General features: G+C 63.5%; 15 protein-coding genes. 4 read left to right on the top strand and 11 right to left on the bottom strand.

From position 1 onward, the window contains the following. Positions 1-222 precede the first annotated feature (222 nt). From FHW69_RS05825 to FHW69_RS05855, 7 genes are all read right to left on the bottom strand, one after another. Positions 223-930, bottom strand: coding sequence for an SGNH/GDSL hydrolase family protein (locus FHW69_RS05825; RefSeq protein WP_183422035.1), 708 nt, complete (start codon positions 928-930; stop codon positions 223-225). After that, positions 927-1,643 (bottom strand): RES family NAD+ phosphorylase, encoded by a 717-nt coding sequence (locus tag FHW69_RS05830; protein ID WP_183422036.1) that lies wholly within the window; start codon positions 1,641-1,643, stop codon positions 927-929. The genes FHW69_RS05825 and FHW69_RS05830 overlap by 4 nt, the downstream gene beginning before the upstream one ends. After that, entirely contained in the window at positions 1,640-2,044 is a 405-nt protein-coding gene (locus FHW69_RS05835; RefSeq protein WP_183422037.1) for an MbcA/ParS/Xre antitoxin family protein, read from the bottom strand. Before FHW69_RS05835 ends, FHW69_RS05830 begins: the two co-directional genes overlap by 4 nt. Before the next feature lie 109 nt (positions 2,045-2,153). Next, entirely contained in the window at positions 2,154-3,893 is a 1,740-nt protein-coding gene (locus FHW69_RS05840) for a DUF885 family protein (RefSeq protein WP_183422038.1), read from the bottom strand. Between the two features lie 84 nt (positions 3,894-3,977). Beyond that, entirely contained in the window at positions 3,978-4,682 is a 705-nt protein-coding gene (locus tag FHW69_RS05845; protein ID WP_183422039.1) for a YafY family protein, read from the bottom strand. A gap of 78 nt (positions 4,683-4,760) precedes the next feature. Continuing rightward, on the bottom strand, positions 4,761-4,973 hold the full coding sequence (locus FHW69_RS05850) for a hypothetical protein (RefSeq protein ID WP_183422040.1): 213 nt from the start codon (positions 4,971-4,973) through the stop codon (positions 4,761-4,763). 12 nt (positions 4,974-4,985) lie between these two features. Beyond that, positions 4,986-5,495, bottom strand: coding sequence for a DJ-1/PfpI family protein (locus FHW69_RS05855; protein ID WP_343203970.1), 510 nt, complete (start codon positions 5,493-5,495; stop codon positions 4,986-4,988). A gap of 106 nt (positions 5,496-5,601) precedes the next feature. Here FHW69_RS05855 and FHW69_RS05860 point away from each other — a divergent pair, with 106 nt between their 5' ends. Together FHW69_RS05860 and FHW69_RS05865 are read left to right on the top strand one after the other, a co-directional pair. Next, positions 5,602-6,627, top strand: coding sequence for a class 1 fructose-bisphosphatase (locus FHW69_RS05860; RefSeq protein WP_183422041.1), 1,026 nt, complete (start codon positions 5,602-5,604; stop codon positions 6,625-6,627). A gap of 114 nt (positions 6,628-6,741) precedes the next feature. Continuing rightward, positions 6,742-7,659 (top strand): patatin-like phospholipase family protein, encoded by a 918-nt coding sequence (locus tag FHW69_RS05865; RefSeq protein ID WP_183422042.1) that lies wholly within the window; start codon positions 6,742-6,744, stop codon positions 7,657-7,659. On the opposite strand, the gene FHW69_RS05870 is transcribed toward FHW69_RS05865, so the two are convergent. Then, a complete protein-coding gene (locus FHW69_RS05870) occupies positions 7,660-8,247 on the bottom strand; it encodes a TetR/AcrR family transcriptional regulator (RefSeq protein ID WP_183422043.1) in 588 nt (195 codons plus the stop codon). A gap of 109 nt (positions 8,248-8,356) precedes the next feature. Here FHW69_RS05870 and FHW69_RS05875 point away from each other — a divergent pair, with 109 nt between their 5' ends. Next, complete coding sequence (locus FHW69_RS05875) at positions 8,357-9,067, top strand: SDR family oxidoreductase (RefSeq protein ID WP_183422044.1); 711 nt, start codon at positions 8,357-8,359, stop codon at positions 9,065-9,067. A 50-nt stretch (positions 9,068-9,117) separates the two neighbouring features. Here the strand turns inward: FHW69_RS05875 and FHW69_RS05880 are convergent, their stop codons facing one another. After that, positions 9,118-12,021, bottom strand: coding sequence for an autotransporter outer membrane beta-barrel domain-containing protein (locus FHW69_RS05880; RefSeq protein WP_183422045.1), 2,904 nt, complete (start codon positions 12,019-12,021; stop codon positions 9,118-9,120). Positions 12,022-12,216: 195 nt separating this feature from the next. Here FHW69_RS05880 and FHW69_RS05885 point away from each other — a divergent pair, with 195 nt between their 5' ends. Continuing rightward, positions 12,217-13,080: an aldo/keto reductase gene (locus FHW69_RS05885; RefSeq protein ID WP_183422046.1), complete on the top strand. Its 864-nt coding sequence runs from the start codon at positions 12,217-12,219 to the stop codon at positions 13,078-13,080. A 161-nt stretch (positions 13,081-13,241) separates the two neighbouring features. Here the strand turns inward: FHW69_RS05885 and FHW69_RS05890 are convergent, their stop codons facing one another. Both FHW69_RS05890 and FHW69_RS05895 read right to left on the bottom strand, forming a co-directional pair. Next, positions 13,242-14,507: an FtsX-like permease family protein gene (locus tag FHW69_RS05890; RefSeq protein WP_343203971.1), complete on the bottom strand. Its 1,266-nt coding sequence runs from the start codon at positions 14,505-14,507 to the stop codon at positions 13,242-13,244. Next, complete coding sequence (locus tag FHW69_RS05895; RefSeq protein ID WP_183422047.1) at positions 14,486-15,790, bottom strand: ABC transporter permease; 1,305 nt, start codon at positions 15,788-15,790, stop codon at positions 14,486-14,488. Before FHW69_RS05895 ends, FHW69_RS05890 begins: the two co-directional genes overlap by 22 nt. Positions 15,791-15,857: the final 67 nt, after the last annotated feature.

Consider the following 15,857-nt stretch of genomic DNA (forward strand, 5'->3'; position numbering starts at 1 on the left):
CAACGCGGGAGACGAAAGTTGATGCCATTCGTTCAGGGAAGAACGCCGGAAAAACAAAACCCCGGCATCCAGGGGAGGATTCGCCGGGGTTTACGTCGGACCCGAGCCAGCAGGGGAACTGGCCAGGTCCGGGGCAATCGGTAACAACAAAACCCGCTTGCCAACAGGTCGCTTCGCAGCGATCGCGTGTATAGATACGGGGCGAGTCGTGAAGTTCCCGTGTCACTGACCTTCGTTATTCGGTGTCTGTTTAACTTCAGCCGATTTTGCATGCAGTTCCAGCCATGGTTCGACCTTGGCCGTCCAAATGGCGTAGCCCGTGCGATTCATGTGCAGGCCATCTTCGATGAAAAGCTCCGGACGCGGCTCGCCGTGGGCATCCACCATCTGCGGAACGATATCGATGAACGAGACGTCCTTCTGTCTGGACGCCCATTCGCGAATAAGTGCGTTGCTCTTCAGAATGTTGGGTAGCAATGCGCGGCGCGACACGCTCGGCTTGATGGAAATGAAAGCCACGGGAACGTGCGGCTGATCTTTGCGAACGCGCCCAACGAAGGCTACGAAGTCATCGCGCACCTGTTCGGGCGTGTCGCCGTTCATCAGATCGTTGTCGCCGGCGTACAGCACGATGGCGGCCGGCTTGTACGGCGTCACGATGCGACCCGCAAAGGCAGTGGCGTCGTCGAGGTCAGACCCGCCGAAACCACGGTTGATGACACGAAAACGGGGGAAGTCCGTGGAAAGATCTTTCCAGAAGCGGATGGACGAACTGCCGATGAAGAGCACGGCCCCGGGGGCGGGAGCGGAGGCCTTGTCCTGGGTTTCGAAAGCCTGGATGTCCGTTTCCCACTTGCTGTGGTCCGGCCCCCTGGCAAGGACAGGAGCGGCCAGCAGAAGAGCGGCGGCGGCAATGAGCAGTCGTTTCATGAGTTACCTTTTGCTGGGGACTTGGATTCTTTGGTCCGTTCCACGGCCTGCACCTTCAATACGGCGGCAATGCGCTTGCCATCCCATCGGTAGATGAGGTGCTCGGCCTGCGTGCAGGGCGACATCAGGTCGGGGAAGAACGCGGCGACGCACACGCCGCCGGGGTCACGCACGCTGTCGTACACGATGCCGTTGGAACCCTCGGCGCGCAGCTGGCGAGCCAGCGTCACGCTGCGGGCGTAGCTATCCGGGTCGTGAGCATCAGGCCAGCCTCCGCGCAGATCATGCAGGCGCCCCTGAATACCCATCGTGTAGCAGCGCATTTCGATGTCGGTGGGCGGCTCGTGGGTGGCGGCAAGGAAGTTCTGCCTGTGGAACACGGTTTCTTCGATGGCCGTGGCCAGCGAATGCGCGGCGTAGAACACACCCCAATGGCCGTCGGAAAAGCGGCTGCCTTCCGGGCTCAGGTGAGTAAAGGCGGCCATGATCGGCGTGGTGCCGTGGCCCGACACCCGACGCTCTGGCGGCACCAGGCGCAGCGCGCCGATTTCTTCGCGCAGTCGCGGGTTAGTCAGGGATTCGACGGCCAGCACGGCGTCGATATCTGCCGGGTCGGCAATCCGGTCAAACACGCCCACGGGCGGAAACCGGCTGGCGACAATCCGCCAGGCACGCGCCCAGCGAATCCGCCGGATCGGCGGCGATTCGCTCATCCGTTCCAGCCGCGCTGGGCGTCCAGGTATTGGCGCACCACATACAGGTCAGCCACATTGCCCGAAAGCATGCGGGCCAGTGCCGGCGCGCCGCCGAACAGCGAGGCGTCATTGGGCTTGCGAATCCACGCGTCAGCCTGATCGGAGTCGGGGAACAAAATCTGCAAGTCCTTGTAAATGCCCAGCAGATAACTGATGCGTTCGATCACATCGCGTGACGGCGTGCCGTCCTGCTGGCGTTTCCATTTGTAGAACGTCGATTCGGGCGGATCACCCAACAGGGTGCGCTGCTCGGCAACACGCAGATCCCAGCGCTCGGCCAGCGCGAAGAATGCGCGGAGGGCCGGGCCACCCAGATCCGCCATTGCGGGAGGGCTTTCACCGTGAACGACTGCGTGCATCGCGAGCTTTCCCTGTGAAGTTAAGCGACATCATACTCCATAGGGAAAGCTCCTGCTTGCAGGGAATCGTAGGCGCTGCGAGTCAGCGATTCCGTGCGCGACCTCACGATTAGCGGCGCGCGGCAATCCAGGCATCCACCTGTTGCTCCAGCACCGGCAACGGCACGGACCCCAGCGCCAGCACGGTGTCGTGGAACGCGCGAAGGTCGAATTTCTCGCCAAGTTCGCGCTCGGCGCGCTCGCGCAACTCGCGGATTTTCAGATAGCCCAGCTCATAGGACAGCGCCTGACCCGGCCAGCTGATGTAGCGGTCCACTTCGTTGGCAATTTCGCGCTGGCTGAGCGCCGTGTTGACGGTGAGGTAGTCGATGGCCTGCTGACGCGTCCAGCCCAGGTGGTGAATGCCCGTATCCACCACCAGGCGGCAAGCGCGCCACATCTGATAGGTAAGGTAGCCGAATCGCTCGTAAGGAGTGTGGTAAATGCCCATCTCCTGACCCAGGTATTCGCTATACAGCGCCCAGCCTTCGCCATACGCCGAGATGTAGCTGTCACGACGGAATTCCGGCAGTCCCACCTGCTCGTTGCTCAGAGCCAGCTGAAGCGCGTGGCCAGGCATGGACTCATGCAGCGTAAGCGCCGGCATGTTGAACAGGGGACGGGACGGCAGATCGTAGGTGTTGACCAGATACACGTCCGCGCCGCCGCGGCCGGACGTGTAATACGGCGCGATATCCGCCGGTACCGGCTCAATGGCAAAGCGCTGACGGGGCAGCAGGCCGAAGTAACGGCCGAGCTTCGCGTCCACCTGCTTGGCAACCCAGGCGGTACGCATCAGCAACTCGTCGGGCGTCCTGGCGTAGAACTGAGGATCGGTGCGCAGGAAGGTCAGGAATTCCGGAAAGCTGCCCTTGAAGCCGGTTTCCTTCATGGTCGACACCATCTGCTCATGCAGCTTCGCTACTTCGCGAAGGCCGATGGCGTGGATGTCATCGGGCGAGAGCGTCAGCGTCGTGTATTCCAGAATCTGCTGCTGGTAGTACGCCTTGCCGTCGGGCAAGGACTCGGCAGCCAATGTGGTGCGCGCCTTCGGCACGTACTCGTCGCGGAAGAAACGCAACAGCTTCGCGTACGCCGGGATCACCTGTTTGCTGATGACATGGCGGGCATCGGCACGCAGCGCGTCGGCATCGGCCGCCGGAATGCTGGCAGGCATGGAGGTCAGAGGATCGTAAAGCGCACTTTTCTCGGGCGCGGTGAGGTTGGCCACGGCGGCAATGGACACATCTCGCCCATTCAGAACCTCGCGGGGAACGGTGAAACCGCGCGCCAGCCCGAGGCGCATGTTGGCGATTTCCTGGTCGATATACGCCGGAATGTCGCGCAACCGCGTGACATAGCGCTGATAGTCGGCCTTGGTGTGCAGCGAATCGCCGCCCAGCTGATAGCCAATGTCGGACCAGAAGGCCGAGTCGCTGTTGAAGGGCATCTGCCACTGCGCGAAGCGCTGCGTCGCGACGAAATTGGCGATCTGCGCGCGATAGATCGCGAAATCGATCTGCGTATTCGGGCTCAGGGACTTCGGATCCATCTGATCCAGTTTCGCCAGCACGTCGGACCAGTAGCGGAGCTTGCGCTCCTGGCTGGCGGCGTCGACCTGATCCAGGCGTCCACTGCCCGGCTGGGATTCGCCCGATGACTGGATACCCGACTGACCATTCCGCCACGCCCACTCGGTGGTGTAGATGTTCCTGAAGGCGGCGTCGGCGGAAGTGCTTGCTGGCTCAGTGGCATGTGCCGCGCCGGTGGCCAGGGCAGCCAGCAGCAGGCATCGGGTCCAACGATTCATGCGTAACGTCCGGGAAAAGCAGAAGAAGGCATCGATGATCGCATTCACGGGCGCGACTGGGGGGTGCCGAAAGTCCCCGGCGGGTTACTCGAAGCCGTCGTAATCGCCGCGCATGATGGCCAGATAGGCCGCCACGTCCCGACCGGCCACGGGTTCAAACGTTTCACCCGGCAGACGGCAGGCGGCGATGCGATCGGGCCGGAAATTGCGGAACTGCTGCCGCATGCGGCACCAGCTGCCCAGCGTCCATGCCCCGCCCCAGAACGACAGGCACAGCGGCTCGACCTCGCGCACGCTGGTACGGCCCTCACCGTCGCGATAATCCAGACAGAGCACGTGCCGCGTAGCGATGGCCGCGTGCAGCTGATCGAGCAGCACGGCCACCTTGGACTGTTCTGCGTCTCGCCAGATGGGTGCATAAATGCGCGACTGACGCGACTTCTCGCGCAGGTCCGGGGGCAGCACCGCCTCGATCTTGATGAGCGCGGACTGCGCCTCGCGCGCCAGCCGCTCGCCTGCAAACGCGCGGACAAAACGCGTCCCGGCGACCAGTGCTTCCAGTTCGTCTGCGGAAAACATCAGCGGAGGGATATCCGAGCCCTTGCGCAGCACATAGCCGACACCCGCCTCACCCTCGATAGGAACGCCGGACAATTGCAGGTCGGCAACATCGCGGTAGACCGTGCGCAGCGAAACCTCCAGCGTGGCTGCCAGCTGACGCGCTGGCAGCGCCGTGCGCCTGCCGCGCAAGGCATTGATGATGAGGAACAGACGGTCAGCTCGACGCATGAATTGATCTTTGCGGAAGAAGCAGGCCGGCGCCAGCGCCGGAAGGCAGGGTGCATGGGAAGCATTGCGAACACACTTTCAGCGGGCCGCGCCACGCGGCCGGTGGGCATAAAGCCGAAGGGTGCGCGCGGTGCTGGAGCGGAGCCGTGCCACGCGTTTGTCGGCCGGCGCGAGGGCGGGAGCCTCAGGTGCGGGCTCTTTCGCGGCGAACTGATACTGCCCATCAAACAGGAGGCCGCGCTGACCGAGCGGGGCATACGCTTTGGCGAGACGATCAAGAAAACGGTTCATTTTCAATGTCCCTCAGGCAGTTGCCGGGTGGCCGTGCTTGAACAACCGGTACCAGCTTTCGCGGTCACCGGGCTCGTACAGATCCAGGGCGGCGATGACACCGCGGGCAAACTCCAAGCCTCCGTGCTCGGGCGCGCACACATAACGTGAGCCGCCGGCCAGGTGAGAGGTGGCCAGCATGGCCGAGCCGCTGGCGGCGACGGTGCCTCCCGCATCGTGGACGCGCTGCGCGGCATGTGCGGCGTAGTCCAGACGACCGCGTTCCCACGCATGGCCACCCGGCAACACGATCAACGCCGCGTGCGCGGGTTCCAGGGCATCGAGCGTTTCATCCGGCGTGACCCGCAAGCCACTGGCTGACTGCACCGGGGTCATGGTCTGCGCGATCACCCTCACCCGCCAATCGCATGGCCGACGAATTTCGTAGAGCGCCAACGCCGTCTGCCAGTCGGCAAATCCGTCGAAAATCAGGAAATACACTGCATCGCGCATCACCGTGCCCCTCTCCCATTCCGTGGACACCAGTGTGTTCCCCTCCTGCTGACAACGTACTGTCAGCAGCCCCTCTGGCGCGGTTCATGCGACCCACGGACAATGCGGTCTTTCGCGCCAGGAATCCGCCCCGCTCATGTCACGCCCTATTTCGCTGATCCAGTTCCTGATCGAGGAAAAACGCGCAGGTCACATCAATGCGCAGCTGAGTCTTCTCATTGAAGTGGTCGCGCGTGCGTGCAAGCGCATTTCGGTGGCGACCGGCAAGGGCGCCCTCGGCGGCGTGCTGGGAAACGCCGGCACCGACAACGTGCAGGGCGAGGCGCAGAAGAAGCTCGACGTCATTTCCAACGAGATCCTGCTCGAAGCGAACGCCTGGGGTGGCCATCTGGCGGCCTGTGCGTCGGAGGAAATGGAAGATCCGCAGCCCATTCCGGACATGTACCCGAAGGGCAACCACCTGCTGTTGTTCGATCCGCTGGACGGTTCGTCCAACATCGACGTGAACGTGTCGGTGGGTACGATCTTCTCGGTGCTGCGTTGCCCGGATGACGTGACCGAACCCAAAGTGGAGCACTTCCTCCAGCCCGGCACCGCTCAGGTGGCGGCCGGCTATGTGGTTTATGGTCCCAGCACGATCCTGGTGCTGACCTTCGGACACGGCGTGCACGAGTTCACCCTCGACCGCGAGCACGGCAGCTTCGTGCTGACCAAGCGCGGCATGATAATTCCCGAGGACACCGGCGAATTCGCCATCAACATGTCGAACCAGCGCCATTGGGAAGCACCCGTGCAGCGCTATATCGGCGAGCTGCTGGCCGGCACCACGGGCCCGCGCGGTCGTGATTTCAATATGCGCTGGGTGGCCTCGATGGTGGCCGACGTGCATCGCATCGTGACCCGCGGCGGCGTGTTCATTTACCCGATCGACGCGAAGATCAAAGCCAAGGGCGATACCGGCAAGCTGCGCCTCATGTACGAAGCCAATCCCATGGCCTTCATCGTGGAACAGGCGGGCGGTGCGGCCACCACCGGACGCGAGCGCATCATGGATCTTCAGCCCAACGCCCTGCACCAGCGCGTGCCGGTGTTCCTGGGCTCGAAGAACGAAATTGCCATTGCCACGCGGTATCACACCGAAGCTGACGACACGCGCGACTGACGTCGCCGGGCGCGCCCGATGGGGCGCGCCCTTTCCAAGCCATATTGTCGCCTCCGGCCTGTCGCTCGCGCAGGTGACGATCACGCATCATCACGCCCTGCCCCAAGGCTTTCCATGTCGCTGCGCCGCGCCCGCCCTCTCCTGATCATTTTGACGACCGCGCTGCTGGCCGGCTGCTTCGGCACCAAGCCCAGCACGCCGCCGAACCCGTTGCCGGTACTGAGCCCGACGCCGCATATCGGCCTCGCGCTCGGCGGCGGTGCGGCCAAGGGCTTTGCGCACATCGGCGTCATCAAGATGCTGGAGGCCAGCGGCATCCATGTGGATGTAGTCTCGGGCACCAGCGCGGGCAGCGTCGTGGGCGCGATGTATGCCAGCGGCATGGATGCATTCGCGTTGCAGCAGCAGGCGTTTTCACTGGATGAGTCGAAGATCCGCGACGTGCGCCTGTTCTCCGGCGGCCTCGTGCAGGGACAGAAGCTGGAAGACTACGTCAACGAACTGGTGCACCACCTGCCCATCGAAAAACTGCGCATGCCGTTCGCCGCCGTGGCCACCGAGCTGGAAACCGGCGAACGGGCCATCTTCGTGCGTGGCAACACTGGCCAGGCCGTGCGGGCGTCCAGCAGCATTCCTGGCGTGTTTGAACCGGTGGCCATCGGCGGCAAGCATTTCGTGGATGGCGGCGTCGTCAGCCCGGTTCCCGTGGATGCGGCGCGCCAGCTGGGCGCGAACATCGTGATCGCGGTGGATATCTCATCCAAACCCAGCGGCAGCAATCCGGACGGCATGATGGGCATCGTCGGGCAGTCGATCACCATCATGGGCAAGAAGCTGGCCGAGCAGGAACTGAGCCGCGCCGACATCGTCATTCGTCCCAAGGTCGGCACCATCGGCCCCACCGATTTCGATCAGAAGAACGTGGCCATCCTGGAAGGTGAGCGCGCCGCGCTGGCTGCCATTCCCGCCATCCGCGCCAAGATCGCGGAGAAGACCGCTGCCATGGGGCAGCTGCCTGCTCCAGCGCATTGATCAACCCGCCGCCGGACGGCCGAGTGCCATGGCTGCCTGACGACCGCTCTTGAGCATCTGCTCAGACAGAGCCTCATCGTCTACCGCACGGGCCAGCGCAAGGCTGCCCACCAGCGAGCCATAGACCGCGAGCGCGCGGGCCTGCCTTGCCTCCCGCGTGAGGTCTTCAGGCAATTGGTCACCAATCAGCTCGACCATGGCTTTCACGCCGCCGGTGAATACCTCGCGCGTGGCCGCCGTGCGGCGGCCGATTTCCGGCGCCAGCGCCGCTGCGGCACACCCGCTTTCGGGGTGATCGCGATGCTGCGTGCTGAGGTAATGGTCTACCAGGGTGGCCAGACCGTCATCACCCGTCGCCACCAGCGCGCGAAGCGCATCACGGGCGGCGCAGAATCCACCCGTCAGCGTTTCGCGCACCAGATCCTCCTTGGAGGAAAAGTGGTTGTAGAAGCCGCCCTGGGTAAGGCCAACGTCGTTCATCAGGCTGACCACGCCCACCGCCTCGATGCCTTCAGCACGGAAACGTGACGCTGCCGCATCCAGGATGCGTTGGCGCGTTTGCTCTTTGTGCCCTTTGTCGTAGCGCATGATCAGGCCGCCTCTTGCGTTTTCAAATTATGGTCATCATATTGGATGACAGTCGTCATTGCAAAGCAGCGGCGACGCCATTCTTTCCTTTCGAGACCCGGGAATCACCATGAATATCAAAGGCTCTGTCGCACTTGTCACCGGCGCCAATCGCGGATTGGGACTGGCATTCGCCAAGGCGCTGCTCGCCGCGGGAGCGACGAAGGTTTATGCGGGAGCACGCAATCCGGCCAGCGTGCCCGGGGATGTCGGGCTCACGCCTGTGCAACTGGACGTTACCGATCCGGCCAGCGTGGCCGCCGCGGCCGCAGCGCTGGGCGATGTGCAGATCGTGATCAACAACGCCGGCATCAGCGGTCACGGTTCGGGCCTGGCCAGTGACAACGGCGAGCGCGCATTGCGGGATGTTTTCGAAACCAACTTCTACGGCGTACAGCGGGTGGCGCAGGCGTTTGCGCCTATTCTTGCCCGCAATGGCGGCGGTGCGCTGGTGAACATGCTTTCGGCGCTCAGCTGGACGCATGTGCCCGGCATTCCGGCTTACTCCGTGTCGAAGGCAGCCGCGTGGTCGCTGACCAATGCGCTGCGCCACGAGCTGCGTGATCAGGGCACGCTGGTGGTGGCCGTACACGCCGGATACATCGACACGGACATGGTCCGCGCCGTGGACGCTCCGAAGGTCAGCCCCGAAGAAGTGGCCCTGCGCACCGTGGAAGGCATCGCTGCCGGCACCGAGGAAGTGCTGGCTGACGACACGGCCCGCGCCGTGAAGGCGGGTCTCAATGCCAACCCGGCCGTGTACCTCGCGCCGTTTGCCTGACCACTGCGGCGGGCAGCCGGCACATGCCGGACTGCCCGCCTGAGCGTGCGTCAGATATTCCAGCGCAATCCAAGGGTGGCGTTGTAACCCCGGAAGCCGTTGCTGCCGATGGGCGCAAGATAATCGCCTTCGCCATACAGCGACCAGTTCCGCGCGAATCGCCAGGTGGCGCCCACACCCACGCGGTACTGATTGCCTGCGCGCCCCATGTCGAACGCCGTGCGGTACGTGCCGGCGCCGGCAACCAGCGCACCGCGACCGCCTGCGTTGCGGATCACGTCGACGCGCGCATAGGGCGAGAACGTCGGGTCCACGAAGCGGCCGATACGCATGCCCACACGCTGGGTCAGCCGTCCGACACGCGTGGCGCCCACTTCCACACCATCGCGATCGGTGAAAGCCTGCGTCCGCAGGGACTGCCAGCTTGCCTGCACCTGTGGTTCCACCATCCAGCCCTCGCCCATGGCGAAGGGATGTCCAAGCTCCACGGAAACAAACGAGTCGGAGCCGCGCACTCTGGCCACATTCTCGCCACGCAGGTCGGTGCCCACGTCACCGCGGAACTGGCGGCCACCGGCAATGGCGTCAGCGTAGAAGCCACTTTCATCCTGCCAGGTGAGCCATGCGGACACGCCGCTGGCGTCGTATCGTGCACGGCTGTTGCCATCGGCCGCCGAAGGCGTGACGTGGATCGTGCCCTTGTCCAGCGCCCACCCGGCACGCAGCACAGAGGTATCAGCAGCAAACGCAAGAAGACTGCCGCCCAGCTGCAACGCGTTGTCCTGCTGGCGGAAGTTGTAACCGAAGCGATCAAAGCTCAGGTCCGTGCGATAGGACTGACGGGCGCCAACGTAACGCGCGAATACTTCGCCCCCCAGATCGCCGGACGGCACCACGTGGCGGATTTCTCCCAGGCGCTGATGCAGCGTGTCCATCAAACGACCGCCATACGCTCCCAGCGCCAGCGGTGTCACCAGATAAGCCGGCAACTGCGGCACTACGGCCGGACGCATGCCTTCGGGCAAGCCCTCGCCGGGGCCTGGACCCGCACCCGAGCCTGAACCCGCTCCAGGGTCCGAGCCCGGGTCGGGCCCCGGAAACAAGGGGCCGCAAGGCTCAACCTGACAAACGTAGCGATTGCCGAGTCGATAGTCCCAGTTCAACGGTCCCGCCAGAGCGCTCTGCGTGGGATCAACCTCGCCGGGACCGAAGGCCTGCAACTCGTACTGGAACGGGCCGGCTGCCACGTAACCTTGAAGAAGCGCGAAGGCGTCAGCACGCGACTGGCCACTGACCTGCACGAGCGAGATGCCCTCGCTGGCGTCGATAACGCCGTTGTGATTGCTGTCGGTGAGGGCGCCGGAACCCTGCGCCTCGACGTCGAGCATCGTGGTGCCGGACGTGGTGACGTTGCCTTCAATCAATACCCGATCCGATATATCTGGCAGGCGGCGGGGGTCGCCAAGACGAGCCCGCATCGAAATGACGCCGCCCGAGCCGCCAAGATCATTGGCTACACGCAGCGACGACCAGGTATCGGGCTCGCCCTCGAAGGCCACGAGGCCATCGAGCCCCAGGGCGCCGATGGACGAGTCACCCGTCAGCGCCCACGCGCTGCTGCCGTCGACATTGACCGATTCCAGCCCCATGCCACGTCCGGTCCACAGGGCATTGTCTTCCAGCGAGATACGGGCGGCTCCGCCCGTCGCCACGAGGGCGTCACCCAGTGCAGAGGAGCGGATCACCTGCAATGTCATGTCCGCACCCGCCGCTGCGTCCAGCAGGGTGGTGCCGCCGTGCAGATGCGCATCTTCTGCACGCACATGGCTGCGTCCGCTACCCGCCGTGATGAGTGTTCCCGTGGTGCTGGTCAGCTCACTGTTGATCACATTCACGACCGTCGGCGCCATGCTGCCGCCGTGCACCTGAAGCGCGACGGCGCCGTCACGGTCCACGGCAATGCTGCTGCGGTTCTGCACCGTCACCGTCGCGCCATTACGCGCCTGAATGGCCGGGGCATTGCCGTGACTGAGCAGCTGGGTGTTGTCCACCGTCACCGAGGCATCGTTGGCCGACACGGCGCTGGCATTCCCATTCGTGGTGACGGAGGTACTGGAAAGATTCGCGCGCGCACCGGCCGCGGCAACCACGCCGTGCGCACCGTCCCCCGTCGTCTGGATGCCGCCATTGGACAGCGTGGCCTGTGAACTCACACCGGTGACCGTGATGCCGGCTGCATCTGCGCCTCCGGTAACGATCGTGGAGCCCGCGAGGATGGCCACCGCGCCATCGCGCATCGCCACACCTGCAGCGCCCTGGCCCTCGGTTTCAATGCGCCCGCCCTGCACCGTGATGCGGCTGCGCGCGCCGTCCCCAACCAGGGCATGTGATCCGGCGCCATGCGTGAGCACATCCACATTGCCATTGAGCGTGGCGCTGGCCTGATCCGTCACGTGCAAGCCGTAGACGTCGTCGGCCATGGTTTCGATTTCGGCCTTTGAAATGGTGACCACGGAACCCGCACCCGTGGCGCGCACCGCGTGCGCCCCCTGCCCCATGGTCTGGATGCGCATGGGGTTGCTGCTGTCCACGCCTGCGATGGCAACGGTCGCGCCCGCCTGCGCTGAGGCACCGAACGCATTGGCTCCCGAGGTGAAAATGTCACCGCCTGTCACGGTGATGGTCGAGTCGAGGCCTTCGCTGGTCACGCCATAGGCATCGGCGCCGGAGGTGCTGATGAATGCACCGCCCGTGGAGTTGATCAAGCCGCCGTCGTGCGCCCAGAACCCATGCTCATCGTCTCCTGTCGTGAAGTAATTGCCTGGCGGTGGCGACACGATCTGTCCACTGCCCGCATTAACCTGTGCGACCGATACGGTGGGAAACAGCAACGTGGCCAAAGCCAGCGCAAGCGCGCGCCGCGGCGCGCCCACGTGTGTGGGAACCGTGAACATGGAACCTCCAGAGTGTTTTGCACGGCAGCAGAGCCGCGCGTAGGAGGCGCCATGGTCACGAGACAGCCAAACGCAAAACAGGGCCAAATTCTGAAAAAAACCGTTTTTATGCGGCGAAGGACTACAGCCCCTTGTCGGTGAGGCTCAACGTCCCGATGTCTTTGAGACCTTATCCTCCACGCAAGGGTCCAACTCATGACAACGCAAGCGAACGCGGCGGCATCCGGGCAATTCCTTATTGGCGGCGACATCGAGGTCAATCGCCTCGGTTTCGGTGCGATGCGTATCGTAGGTAAAGGTATCTGGGGCGAGCCGGAAAACCCTTCCGGTGTGCGGGCAACGCTCGCGAAACTCCCCGAACTCGGCGTCAATCTGATCGACACGGCCGACAGCTACGGCCCCTATATCAGCGAAGATCTGATCCGCGAGGTTCTGCATCCCTACAAGAACACGCTGATTGCCACCAAGGGCGGCCTCACCCGCCATGGACCGGATATCTGGGCGCCTGTGGGCCGTCCTGAATATCTGCGTCAGTGCGTGCTGATGAGCCTGCGCCGCCTGAATGTCGAACGCATCGACCTGTGGCAGCTGCATCGTGTCGATCCCAAAGTGCCCGCCGAGGAACAGTTTGGCGTGATCGCCGACATGCAGAAGGAAGGGCTGATCCGTCACGTTGGTCTGAGCGAAGTCGATGTGTCGCAGATTGAAGCGGCGCGCAAGCACTTCGAGGTGGTCACCGTGCAAAACCTCTACAACCTCGCCAATCGCCAGAGCGAGGAAGTGCTGGACTACTGCGACAAGCACGGCATCGGCTTCATCCCGTGGTATCCGCTGGCTGCGGGCAAACTTGCGTCGCCCGATTCAGTGCTCAGCAAGATCGCCACACGACTGCATGCCAGCAATGGTCAGGTCGCATTGGCCTGGCTGCTGAAGCGCTCGAAAGTGATTCTGCCCATTCCCGGCACGAGCAGCGTGGACCACCTGCTGGAAAACGTGGGCGCGGCCCAGCTTGAACTCAGCGAGGACGACTTCGCCGCACTGGAAGCGGCCGCCAAATAGGCCCTCGGGTAATTTAGCGCCAATTTTCAGAATTTTCTGATTCCCCCTGCCGGAGCGACTGCCCAAGATGATCGGGCAGTCGTTTCTGGTGGGCGTACCGGACACCCCATCCGGTTCTAATCCGTGTCCGGCCATTCCGCCGGTGCGCCCGCCTCCTTGCATCAAACGGTGCGCGTAGCCTCCACGGGCGGCACTTTCGACGCGCGCATCGCCGGCGCCAGCACCGCCAGTTGTCCAAGCAGCAACAGAATCAGCGCACCGATCACCACGTAGCTCAGCGCCAGCGCAGAGGTTTCAAACTGGGACATCAGCCAGCGGTTCATCACCACCGCGAGCACCACGCCCACCGAGACGCCCCCCAGGCTGATGAGAAGATTTTCGGTGAGGAAGTAGGAAAGAATGTCGCGACGCGTCGCGCCCAGCGCACGGCGAATACCAATCTGCCGACGCCGCTGTCCTACCCAGAAGCTGGTCAGACCCACAATGCCCGCTGCAGTCACCCCGAGCAGAATGAGGCTGATGCCACCCATCATCCATGCCAGTCCACGGTCGCTTCGATAAGCCTCTTCGCGAATGTCGGTAAAGGCGATCACTCCGTGCGGCTCAGGAATGACGCGACGCCTGCTGATCGCCTTCAATGCGGCAGGCACACTTTTCAGCAACGCATCACGCTGGCCCGGCTGCGCCCGCACGACGAAAAATACCTGTGACCAGGTCAGATGCATGGGTACCAGCGTCACGTCTTTCCAGCGGGCGTCTTCATCAATGCTTGTTTCAGCCGACTGCAAATGCTCCACGATGCCGATGATGGTGCTGGGTCGTGCCGCCGAGTTACCGATGTACATCACCTTGCCCAGCGCCGACCCTTCCGGAAACAGGCGCGTTGCCAGTGATCGCGTCACCATCACCACCGGCGCATCGGGAGTGCCATTCTCTTCCAGCGAACCGATTTCATCGCTGCGGAAGTTGCGCCCTTCCACCAGCCGAAGCCCCAGCGTATTGACGGCGTGGTCATCCACGAAATACACCGCCGTGGCCAGATCGCCGTTTCCGACATCTGGCTTCGTGCGCACGCCGCTTTGCCAGCCGCCGCCCATGAGCGGGAAATTGTTGGTGGGGTAAACGTCCGCCACGCCCGCCAGGCTGCGCAGCGTCGATACGTCGGCAGCCTGGCGCGCGGGCACATCCGCGATGGGGCCCACCCACTTGTTGTTGACGACGATGAGGCTGCTTTCGTCGATGCCGGTGGGACGCGACAGGCGCTCAATGCGTGCGTGAATGATGAAAAGCGCGTTGCAGACGACGGCCAGCGTCAACGCAATCTGCATCGCAATCAGTGTGGTGCCGGCCTTGTGATGACCCAGCGCGGCGAGAATCGGTTTGATCTGCATGAGGCCGCCGTCGGTCAGTTGGATTTCAATTGCCACGCCGGCTGCACCTGAGCAGCGCGCCACGTGGGATAGAAGGCGGCCAGCAACGTACTGGCCAGGGCAACACCAACGGTGAGGCACAACAGCGAGATACTGAGGTGCGCCAGTTTCGCAATGGCAGGCTCGAACACCAGCCCGATGCCCAGCACACCCACACCCGTCAGCAGCACACCAAGCACACCACCGGCCAAACCCACCGATGCGGCCTCCACCAGGAATTGCGCATAGATGTCGCGGCGGGACGCTCCCAGCGCGCGACGGACGCCGATTTCTGGCGCGCGGCGCATGAACTTGGCCAGCAGAAGGCCCACGACGTTTACCAGGCAAATGACAAGAAATGCGAGTGCAATCAAAAGACTCATGCGCGCCTCGGGCGGTACGACGTGGCGGAATGCCAGCCATTCCATGACGTTGCGCAAACGCACGTTGGGCTCCCAGGTGAAGCGCCCGGCATCGCGTTGCTGATTGGAGTAGTCACGCAGGAAGCGCCTATAGTCAGCCGCCGCTGCGGCAGTAGGTAACTCCACCCAGAGGCTGACGAAGATGCATTCGGAACGGATGAAATTGTCCCAGCCCGGCTTGGACGGGCGATTGCACACGTTGCCACCCTCAGGCATCCGGTGATCGTCGATGGCACGGTGGAAAGGCATGTAGAGCTCGCCCAGATCACCGAAGCCGCGATGATTATCCAGGTCGAAGAAGCGCGGACGCGCATCCCAGCGCTGCGTCACGCCCACGATGCGGAACTTCGCCCCATCCAGGTCCAACTCGCGCCCCACACTGTTTTCACCGTGAAACAGGCGGTCATTCAATGTCTTTCCTATAACAATGACGCGGGCACGGGACTCGTCGTCTTCAGCCGACCAGGGGCCACCGTACTGAAACGGCACGTCAAACATCGGGAACATGTCCGCGAAGGCGGCGTAGCCCCTGACCGGTGAGGCAAGCTGGGTCGGATCATCACTTACCACCGACGCACCGATGGGATAGAGCGCCGTCTGCCGTTTGGCCCTGTGCGCATTCATCAGCGCCAGCGAATCGCGCCAGGTCAGCCAGGGCATGGGCTCGCTATCTGATTCCCCGGGTCCGTAGTTGTCCAGCTGCGCGATGTACAACTGCGATGACTTCTGCGGAATGGGATCGCCGGAGGTGGCGCGAAACACCGAGTACGTCGTCATGGACGCCGCCACACCCACTCCGATGACCAGCACCATAAGTGCCGTGAGCACCGGATTGCGGCGCAGGCTGCGAAACCCGAGCTGGAGGTAATACCCGAACATGCTTCGTCCCTGTAGACGTCTTTACCAATATGGCTGCAAGCGTCGTGCCACCGCTGAAATGAGCCAT

Source organism: Luteibacter sp. Sphag1AF, assembly GCF_014192715.1.
GTDB lineage: Bacteria > Pseudomonadota > Gammaproteobacteria > Xanthomonadales > Rhodanobacteraceae > Luteibacter.

Excerpts from the sequence above, each read along its gene's own strand:
- FHW69_RS05825 (WP_183422035.1), bottom strand. The coding sequence starts at position 930 with ATGAAACGACTGCTCATTGCCGCCGCCGCTCTTCTGCTGGCCGCTCCT.
- FHW69_RS05830 (WP_183422036.1), bottom strand. The coding sequence starts at position 1,643 with ATGAGCGAATCGCCGCCGATCCGGCGGATTCGCTGGGCGCGTGCCTGG.
- FHW69_RS05835 (WP_183422037.1), bottom strand. The coding sequence starts at position 2,044 with ATGCACGCAGTCGTTCACGGTGAAAGCCCTCCCGCAATGGCGGATCTG.
- FHW69_RS05840 (WP_183422038.1), bottom strand. The coding sequence starts at position 3,893 with ATGAATCGTTGGACCCGATGCCTGCTGCTGGCTGCCCTGGCCACCGGC.
- FHW69_RS05845 (WP_183422039.1), bottom strand. The coding sequence starts at position 4,682 with ATGCGTCGAGCTGACCGTCTGTTCCTCATCATCAATGCCTTGCGCGGC.
- FHW69_RS05850 (WP_183422040.1), bottom strand. The coding sequence starts at position 4,973 with ATGAACCGTTTTCTTGATCGTCTCGCCAAAGCGTATGCCCCGCTCGGT.
- FHW69_RS05860 (WP_183422041.1), top strand. The coding sequence starts at position 5,602 with ATGTCACGCCCTATTTCGCTGATCCAGTTCCTGATCGAGGAAAAACGC.
- FHW69_RS05865 (WP_183422042.1), top strand. The coding sequence starts at position 6,742 with ATGTCGCTGCGCCGCGCCCGCCCTCTCCTGATCATTTTGACGACCGCG.
- FHW69_RS05870 (WP_183422043.1), bottom strand. The coding sequence starts at position 8,247 with ATGCGCTACGACAAAGGGCACAAAGAGCAAACGCGCCAACGCATCCTG.
- FHW69_RS05875 (WP_183422044.1), top strand. The coding sequence starts at position 8,357 with ATGAATATCAAAGGCTCTGTCGCACTTGTCACCGGCGCCAATCGCGGA.
- FHW69_RS05880 (WP_183422045.1), bottom strand. The coding sequence starts at position 12,021 with ATGTTCACGGTTCCCACACACGTGGGCGCGCCGCGGCGCGCGCTTGCG.
- FHW69_RS05885 (WP_183422046.1), top strand. The coding sequence starts at position 12,217 with ATGACAACGCAAGCGAACGCGGCGGCATCCGGGCAATTCCTTATTGGC.
- FHW69_RS05895 (WP_183422047.1), bottom strand. The coding sequence starts at position 15,790 with ATGTTCGGGTATTACCTCCAGCTCGGGTTTCGCAGCCTGCGCCGCAAT.